Consider the following 8,481-nt stretch of genomic DNA (forward strand, 5'->3'; position numbering starts at 1 on the left):
TTTAGGGGAGCAAGCGTGGCCCGGATCGTGATGAAATTCGGCGGCACTTCGATGGCCGGAACCGAGCGCATCCGCCGCGTGGCCGGCATCGTCAAGCGCCAGCAGGAAGCGGGGCATGAAGTCGCTGTCGTGGTTTCGGCCATGGCGGGCGAAACCGACCGGCTGGTGACCTTCTGCCGCGAGGCCAACGCGCTTTACGACCGCGCCGAGTACGATGTCGTCGTGGCGGCGGGCGAACAGGTCACTTCGGGCCTGCTCGCGCTGCATCTTCAGGCGCTGGGCTGCAAGGCGCGCTCGTGGCTCGGCTGGCAGCTGCCGGTTAAGACTGACGACGCCCATGCCGCCGCGCGAATCGAGGATATCACATCGGACGCGCTGCTTGCCTCGATGGCAGCGGGCGAGATCGCGGTGATTCCGGGCTTTCAGGGCCTCGATCCCGATGGCCGCGTGACGACGCTGGGCCGGGGCGGTTCGGATACGTCGGCGGTTGCGGTGGCGGCGGCCATTCAGGCAGACCGCTGCGACATCTACACCGATGTCGACGGCGTCTACACCACCGATCCGCGCATCGTGGCCAAGGCGCGCAAGCTGAAGTACGTGACCTACGAGGAAATGCTCGAGCTCGCCTCGGTCGGATCGAAGGTGCTGCAGACCCGCTCGGTCAGCCTCGCGATGAAGGAAGGGGTGCGCGTGCAGGTACTCTCCTCGTTCATCGACGAGAGTGCCCCGCCGGCCGACAGCATCCCCGGCACGATGATCGTGAGCGACGAAGAACTTGAAGGAACTGACATGGAACGCCAGCTGATCACCGGCATAGCCGCCGACAAGAACGAGGCCAAGGTGACGCTGACCCGCGTCGCGGACCGTCCCGGTGCGGTGGCGGCGATCTTCGGCCCGCTCGCCGAGGCGAACATCAACGTCGACATGATCATCCAGAACATCGCCAAGGACAAGGGCGAGACCGACGTGACCTTCACCTGCCCGCAGGCGGACCTCGCCCGCACGCAGGCGCTGCTCGAAGAGCGCAAGGACACGATCGGCTACTACCGCATGATCGCGGACAGCAAGGTGGCAAAGGTCTCGGTGGTGGGCGTGGGTATGCGCAGCCATGCGGGCGTCGCCTCGACCATGTTCAAGGCGCTGGCGGACCGGGGCATCAATATCCAGGCGATTTCGACCAGCGAGATCAAGGTCTCGGTGCTGATCGATGCGGACGAAGTGGAACTGGCCGTGCGCGTGCTGCACACTGCCTATGGGCTGGACGCGGCCTGAGGTCCGGACCGGATTTATTTTGAGTTTGCTGTAACGCGGCGGCCCTGCGGCTGCGAATGGTGATGACCTGCCGGAGGGGCAGGCGGGCCATTCGCGACAGGACTACCGGCGTGACGCATTCTTCCCACCACGGTGCCGAGGCGCCGCGCGCGCTGCATGCGCTGATCGTCGTCGCGCATCCCGAGCCGACCAGCTTCAGCCACGCGATGGCGCAGACCGCAACTGCTGCGCTGACCGGGGCGGGGCACGTGGTCGAGGTGACCGATCTTTATGCTCAGGCGTTCGATCCCGTTTCGGATCGCCGCAATTTCCTGACCACGGCCAGCGATGCGCGCTTTGATCAGCATGTGGAGGAGCGCGCCGCGGTGGGCGGTGCCAGCTTTGCCCCTGATCTTGCGCGCGAGATGGCGAAGCTGGCCCGGGCCGATCTGGTGATCTTCCAGTTTCCGCTGTGGTGGATGGGCATGCCCGCGATCATGAAGGGCTGGATCGACCGGGTTTTCGCGCTCGATTTCGCTTATGGCGGCGGGCGCTGGTTCGATCGGGGGCGCTTTGCCGGAAAGCGCGCGATGCTCTCGTTCAGTGTCGGCGGTCCGCCTGAAGCCTACAGCACCGACGGGATTTACGGACCGATGGCGGACATCGTCCACCCGGTCCACCACGGGGTGCTGAACTTCGTCGGGTTCACCGTGCTGGAACCCTTTGTCGCCTACGGCCCCGGGCGGCTGGACCTGACGGGGCGGCGGTTGCTGCTCACTGAATATCAGGCGGCCATCGCAGGAATTGCAGAGCGCCCGGCGCTGCCAACGGTCGCTTCGGATGACTTCGACCGGTTCGTCCGGCGAACGGCGGGATAAAGACCCGCCTTCCGGCACCCTTGCGGGAACCGGAAGGCGAATCCGCGACCCGGGGCCGGGCTTGATGCCTCGGCTCTCGGCTTATCCAGGTGAAGGGAGACTACCTGATGCCGCCTTTCTACGCGCTGTACGGTTATCGGTGAAACGAGAAGACCTGTATTCAGAAATCGGAAAAGGCGATCACCCGGCGCACATCCCGCCTTGTTACCGCCACGAACCATCCTTAAAGCGCGCCGAAATTTTTGATCAGGATCGAACACGAATGAGCGCTACTCCCAAGACCGATGCCCTGATGCGCCGCGGTGCGGAATTCCTGGGAACCGAGCATGCGATCCTGTGCGGCGCGATGAGCTGGGTTTCCGAGCGCAATCTCGTGGCCGCGATCAGCAATGCCGGCGGGTTCGGCGTGATTGCCTGCGGAGCGATGACGCCCGAACTGCTCGACGCCGAAATCACCGCGACGGCGGCGCTGACGAGCAAGCCTTTCGGCGTGAACCTCATCACCATGCACCCGCGCCTGTTCGATCTGATCGAGGTCTGCGCGCGGCACAAGGTCGGCCATGTCGTGCTGGCGGGCGGCATTCCGCCCAAGGGCGCGGTCGAAGCGATCAAGGCGTTTGGCGCCAAGGTGCTGGTGTTCGCGCCGACGCTGGCGCTGGCGAAGAAGCTGTTCCGTTCGGGCGCCGATGCGCTGGTGATCGAAGGTTCGGAAGCGGGCGGGCATATCGGCCCGGTTTCGACTTCGGTGCTGGCGCAGGAATTCCTGCCCTCGCTGGCCAAGGACCACATCGTGTTCGTGGCGGGCGGCATCGGCCGCGGCGAGATGATCGCGAGCTACCTCGAGATGGGCGCGAGCGGCGTGCAGCTTGGCACCCGCTTTGCCTGCGCGACGGAGTCCATCGCGCACCCCGCGTTCAAGGCGGCGTTCTTCCGCGCCAATGCGCGCGATGCCGTGGCGAGCGTGCAGATCGATCCGCGCCTGCCGGTGATCCCGGTGCGTGCGCTGCGCAACAAGGGCAGCGAGGAATTCAACGCCAAGCAGATCGAAGTCGCCCGGCGGCTGGACCAAGGCGTGGTCGATATGGGCGAAGCGCAGCTCGAGATCGAGCACTTCTGGGCTGGCGCGCTGCGCCGTGCGGTGATCGATGGCGATGTCGAGCGCGGCTCGGTCATGGCCGGCCAATCTGTCGGCATGGTGACGAAGGAAGAACCCGTCGCGGCAATCATGGCCGAGCTGATGGGCGATTGCGAAGCCGCGCTCGCCGAGCGCTGAGGGCGATCAGCCTTCCAGTTCGACGTCCCAATACAGCCAGTCGCGCCAGCTTTCGTGGAGGTGGCCCGGCGGGAACAGCCGGCCGCGCTCCTGCAGGTGCCACGAAGTCGGCCGGATCGGTTCGGTGATGAGGCGCATCGCGGCCTGCGCCGGGGTGCGCCCGCCCTTGCGCATGTTGCAGGGCGCGCAGGCGGCGACGACGTTTTCCCACGTGGTGCGCCCGCCGAGGCGGCGCGGCACGACGTGGTCGAAGGTGAGGTGATCCGGGCAGCCGCAATACTGGCACTGGAACTTGTCACGCAGGAACAGGTTGAAGCGCGTGAAGGCGGGAAACTCGCTTGGCCGGACATACTGGCGCAGCGCGATGACCGATGGGATCTTCATGTCCAGCGAGGCGCTGTGCACCTCGCGGTCATAGGTTGCGACGATATCGACCCGTTCGAGAAACACCGCCTTGATCGCGGTCTGCCAGGGCCAGAGGCTTAGCGGGTAGTAGCTGAGCGGGGTGTAATCGGCATTGAGCACCAGCGCCGGGCAATTCGAGAGATGGCGGTCATGCCCGAGGAAGGCGGCCCCCTCGACATGGGGACTTCCGCTGTGGGGCTTGGCATCCGCCGCCCGCTCGATCAGCGCCTTATGAAGCATGCTCCCGTCCGGCCCTTTTGCTGGTGAACGCCAGAATCCCCGCCCGGAGGCGAAGCAAGGCGCCTTCGGAGTGCGATGTGGGGGATGCGGATGACCGCTTCGTGACGCATGCGCAGAAAAGAACACAGGCGCGAGTCATGCGTCAAGGGGACGCGTGAAATCCTGTCCACAGGTGCATGGACCTGTGGACAGGGTGTGGATCAATTCGGCTAAAGCGAACGATTACAGCGCGGTGATTACTTCGTGTAGGCCTTCACGAGTTCGTAGAGATAGGCGCGGCCGGTCATGATGGCCTTGACCTCCATGCGTTCGTTGAGGCCGTGGACGCCGTTGCCGTCAGGGTTGCCCCATGCGCCGGGCACGCCGTAGGTCGGGATGCCGACCGCTGCGAGGAAGATGCCGTCGGTCGCGCCGGTCGACATCGTGGGCACCACCGGCACGCCGGGGAAGTACTTGGCGGCGAGTTTCTCCATCGGGCCGATGATCGCCGGATCGAGCGGCGGCGTCTTGGCGAGCGGACGTAGCGGCGGGGCGAGCGTGACGGTCACGCCGGTATCGGCGATGACGTCCTGAAGCTCCTTTTGCACTTCCTCCACCGAATGGCCGGGGAAGATGCGGCAGTTGATGTTGGCGCCGGCGCGCTGCGGCAGCGCGTTGTTGGCATGGCCGCCATCGAGCAGCGTGGCGACGCAAGTCGTGCGCAGCATCGAATGGAAGCTGCGATCGGTGTTGAGCACGGCCTCGGCCGCCGTGTCCGCCGGATTGGCGGCGATGGCCTGCATGGCCTTGCCCATCGCATCGCTGCGCACAGCACCGGCCTTGGCGAAGAACGCGCGGGTGGTGTCCGAAAGCTCGAGCTTGAAATCGTAGTTCTGGAGCTTCACCAGCGCGGCGGCGAGTTCGTAGATCGCGTTCTCGCGAACCGGGGTGGAGCTGTGCCCGCCCGGATTGCGCGTTTCGAGGCGGTAGTTCTGCACGCCCTTTTCGCCGACCTGGATCGATTCCACGACGATCTTGCCGCCTTCGGACACGCCCTTGCCATCGGTGCGCCCGCCGCCGCCTTCGTTGAGCGCATAGGCCGCGTCGATCAGATCGCGCTTGTTGTTCGCCAGCCATTCGGCCCCGTTGAACGCGTAAGTCGTCTCCTCGCCGCAAGTCAGCGCCAGCTTGAGCGTGCGCTTGGGCTTGAAGCCTTCCTGCTTGAAGCGGATCAGCGTATCGACCCACGCGGCAGCCATCGCCTTGTCGTCCGCCGTGCCGCGGGCGTAGAAGTAACCGTTCTCCTCGATCAGCGTGAAGGGATCGCGCACCCAGTCCTCGCGCTTGGCTTCGACCACATCGAGGTGGGCGAGGAGCAGGATCGGCTTTTCGGTCTTCGAAGTGCCGGGCATAACGGCGACAAGGCCGCCTTCCTTGGGCTTCTCGGGCGTCGCGAAGATCGTCAGCTGATCATCGGTGAAACCGGCGGTCTTGAGCCGCGCCGCCATGCGCTCTGCCGCTAGGGTGCAGCTGCCGGAAGAAAGCGTCGTGTTGGTCTCGACGAGTTCCTTGTAGAGGCTGCGGAACGCTTCCTCGCCGCCGTAGGGATCGGCCTTGGCGGCGGGCGCGGCGAGGGCCGGCGACGAAAGCATGGCGGCGGAAATGACGCCGGTCAGCAGCTTGCGCATGGGGCGAATAGTCCTTTGTCTTGAAGGTTGTGGGGCATGTTTCAGCACGATTGCGCGGCTGGTGCCAGCCCCCCGCGGTGCGAGGCGTGAAAAGGGGCTCTCCCTTGTGCAAAACGGGGCGGATTCGCTTGGGAAATTGCCGCCGAATGCCTATGTCGGCAGGATGGCCAGTACGAACGAAAACATCCCCAACGCCAACGAATATGGCGCCGATTCCATCAAGGTTCTGCGGGGGCTCGATGCCGTCCGCAAGCGCCCCGGAATGTATATCGGCGATACTGACGATGGTTCGGGCCTGCACCACATGGTGTTCGAGGTTTCCGACAACGCGATCGACGAGGCGCTGGCGGGGCATTGCGATCTGGTGCTGATCGAACTGAACCCCGACGGTTCGGTTTCGGTCGAGGATAACGGGCGGGGCATTCCCACCGGCATCCACGCCGAGGAAGGCGTTTCCGCCGCCGAAGTGATCATGACCCAGCTCCACGCGGGCGGGAAGTTCGAGAACACCAGCGACGACAACGCCTACAAGGTTTCGGGCGGCCTCCACGGCGTCGGCGTCTCGGTCGTGAACGCGCTGTCCGAATGGCTCGAGCTCACGATCTGGCGCGACGGTCAGGAGCACTGGATGCGCTTCGAGCATGGCGATGCTGTTGGCCCGCTCAAGGTGAACGGCCCGGCTCCGGCGGACGGCAAGGGCGGCGTGAAAAAGGGCACGCGCGTGACCTTCTTCGCCAGCCACGATACCTTCAAGAACGTGCTTGAGTTCGATTTCGACAAGCTGGAGCACCGCTACCGCGAGCTCGCGTTCCTCAATTCCGGCGTGCGCATCCTGCTGCGCGACAAGCGCCACGAAGAGGTGAAGGAACACGATCTCTATTACATCGGCGGCATCGCGGCCTTCGTGAAATACCTCGATCGCAACAAGCAGCCCTTGATGCCCGAGCCGATCGCGATCAGCGCCGAGCGCGATGGCGTGGGCATCGATGTCGCGCTGCAGTGGAACGACAGCTATTACGAGAACGTCCTCACCTTCACCAACAACATCCCCCAGCGCGATGGCGGCACGCACTTGGCCGCGTTTCGTGCGGCACTGACGCGGACGCTGAACGGCTATGCGGACCGTTCGGGTATGCTGAAGAAGGAGAAGGTTTCGCTCACCGGCGATGACATGCGCGAGGGGCTGACGGCGATCGTGTCGGTCAAACTGCCGGACCCGAAGTTTTCGAGCCAGACCAAGGACAAGCTGGTCAGCTCCGAAGTGCGCCAGCCGCTCGAGGCGCTGATGGCGGACAAGATGAGCGAATGGCTGGAGGAAAACCCCGCCCACGCCCGCGCCGTCATCCAGAAGGTGATCGACGCCGCCGCCGCACGCGAGGCCGCCAAGAAGGCGCGCGAGCTGACCCGGCGCAAGGGCGCGATGGATATCGCCAGCCTGCCCGGCAAGCTGGCCGACTGCCAGGAGCGCGATCCTTCGAAGTGCGAACTGTTCCTCGTCGAGGGCGATTCGGCAGGCGGTTCGGCCAAGCAGGGGCGTGATCGGCACTTCCAGGCGATCCTGCCGTTGAAGGGCAAGATCCTCAACGTGGAGCGCGCGCGGTTCGACCGGATCATCGGCTCGAAGGAAGTGGGCACGCTGATCCAGGCGATGGGCACCGGCATCCGCGACGAGTTCAACCTTGCCAAGCTGCGCTATCACAAGATCGTCATCATGACCGACGCCGACGTGGACGGCGCGCATATCCGCACGCTGCTGCTCACGTTCTTCCACCGCCAGATGCCGGAAATCATCCGCGAGGGGCACCTCTTCATCGCGCAGCCGCCGCTCTACAAGGTGGCGAAGGGGCGGAGCGAGGTCTACCTCAAGGACGGCCCGGCGCTCGATCGCTATCTGGTCGAGGCGGGGCTGGCGGGCCGCATGCTGGAAACGGCGGGCGGCGCGCGCAGCGGGGCGGATCTCGCGGGTCTGGTCGAGCATGCGCTGCGCCTGCGCAACCTGATGGCCTTTGCGCCCAAGCGCTATGATCCCACGATCATCGAGGCGCTGGCGCTGGCTGGCGCGCTCGATCCCGAACTGACGGCAGAGGCGCGTGAGGCCGCGCTGGCCGCCAGCGTGCGCTGGATGGACCGCGGCGAGCGCGAGGCGCGCTGGACGGCGCGCGTGGCGGCCGATGGCAGCTTCCAGATCGAACGGCTGTGGCGCGGGGTGACCGACAACCACACGATCGAGGCCGGTTTCCTTTCCAGCGCCGAGGCGCGCAAGCTGGCGCGGCTCGCGGGTGAGCATGCGGAGGTTTACGAAAGCCCCGCCCGGCTGGTGCGCAGCAGCGCGGCTGCTGCCGAGCCGGAGCCGGAAATTGTGACCGAGGAGGCCGAGGCTGAGGGCGAGGCGGCAGCGCCGGTGCGTCCCGCAGCGAAGGAAGGCGCAGGGATCACCCGGCCGTCCGAACTCCTCGCGCAAGTGCTGGCGGCGGGCCGCAAGGGCCTCTCCATCTCGCGCTACAAGGGGCTGGGCGAGATGAACGCCGATCAGCTGTGGGAGACCACGCTCGATCCCACTCAGCGCTCGCTGCTGCAGGTGAAGATGGAAGACGCCGACGTGACCGACGAGATCTTCACGCGCCTGATGGGCGATGTGGTCGAGCCGCGCCGCGATTTCATTCAGGAAAACGCGCTCAACGTGGCGAACCTGGACGTTTGATGGCTGTTTCGGTGAAACCGAAACAGATGCGGCACCGGCCCGCTCCCCCGCCCGGCCACCCACGAG

At 65.5% G+C, this 8,481-nt stretch carries 6 protein-coding genes; 4 read left to right on the forward strand and 2 right to left on the reverse strand.

From position 1 onward, the window contains the following. Positions 1–15: 15 nt before the first annotated feature. From NSE01_RS11010 to NSE01_RS11020, 3 genes are all read left to right on the forward strand, one after another. Positions 16–1,272: an aspartate kinase gene (locus NSE01_RS11010; protein ID WP_147159631.1), complete on the forward strand. Its 1,257-nt coding sequence runs from the start codon at positions 16–18 to the stop codon at positions 1,270–1,272. Between the two features lie 110 nt (positions 1,273–1,382). Beyond that, complete coding sequence (locus tag NSE01_RS11015) at positions 1,383–2,129, forward strand: NAD(P)H-dependent oxidoreductase (protein ID WP_281289499.1); 747 nt, start codon at positions 1,383–1,385, stop codon at positions 2,127–2,129. A gap of 262 nt (positions 2,130–2,391) precedes the next feature. Continuing rightward, a complete protein-coding gene (locus tag NSE01_RS11020) occupies positions 2,392–3,402 on the forward strand; it encodes an NAD(P)H-dependent flavin oxidoreductase (protein WP_147159633.1) in 1,011 nt (336 codons plus the stop codon). Between the two features lie 6 nt (positions 3,403–3,408). Here the strand turns inward: NSE01_RS11020 and NSE01_RS11025 are convergent, their stop codons facing one another. Together NSE01_RS11025 and NSE01_RS11030 are read right to left on the reverse strand one after the other, a co-directional pair. Beyond that, positions 3,409–4,047 carry an HNH endonuclease gene (locus tag NSE01_RS11025; RefSeq protein ID WP_147159634.1) on the reverse strand — a complete coding sequence of 213 codons (639 nt, stop codon included), beginning with the start codon at positions 4,045–4,047 and terminating at the stop codon, positions 3,409–3,411. A 236-nt stretch (positions 4,048–4,283) separates the two neighbouring features. After that, complete coding sequence (locus tag NSE01_RS11030; RefSeq protein ID WP_147159635.1) at positions 4,284–5,714, reverse strand: M20/M25/M40 family metallo-hydrolase; 1,431 nt, start codon at positions 5,712–5,714, stop codon at positions 4,284–4,286. Positions 5,715–5,877: 163 nt separating this feature from the next. Between NSE01_RS11030 and gyrB the strand changes: the two genes are divergently transcribed. Then, entirely contained in the window at positions 5,878–8,415 is a 2,538-nt protein-coding gene (gene gyrB, locus NSE01_RS11035; RefSeq protein ID WP_147159636.1) for a DNA topoisomerase (ATP-hydrolyzing) subunit B, read from the forward strand. Positions 8,416–8,481: the final 66 nt, after the last annotated feature.

This window comes from Novosphingobium sediminis, assembly GCF_007991615.1.
In the GTDB taxonomy this organism is placed as follows: Bacteria; Pseudomonadota; Alphaproteobacteria; order Sphingomonadales; family Sphingomonadaceae; genus Novosphingobium; species Novosphingobium sediminis.

Bases quoted from the DNA above. Each gene is read 5' to 3' on its own strand.
- gyrB (WP_147159636.1), top strand. From the start codon at position 5,878: ATGGCCAGTACGAACGAAAACATCCCCAACGCCAACGAATATGGCGCC.
- NSE01_RS11025 (WP_147159634.1), bottom strand. From the start codon at position 4,047: ATGCTTCATAAGGCGCTGATCGAGCGGGCGGCGGATGCCAAGCCCCAC.
- NSE01_RS11020 (WP_147159633.1), top strand. From the start codon at position 2,392: ATGAGCGCTACTCCCAAGACCGATGCCCTGATGCGCCGCGGTGCGGAA.
- NSE01_RS11030 (WP_147159635.1), bottom strand. From the start codon at position 5,714: ATGCGCAAGCTGCTGACCGGCGTCATTTCCGCCGCCATGCTTTCGTCG.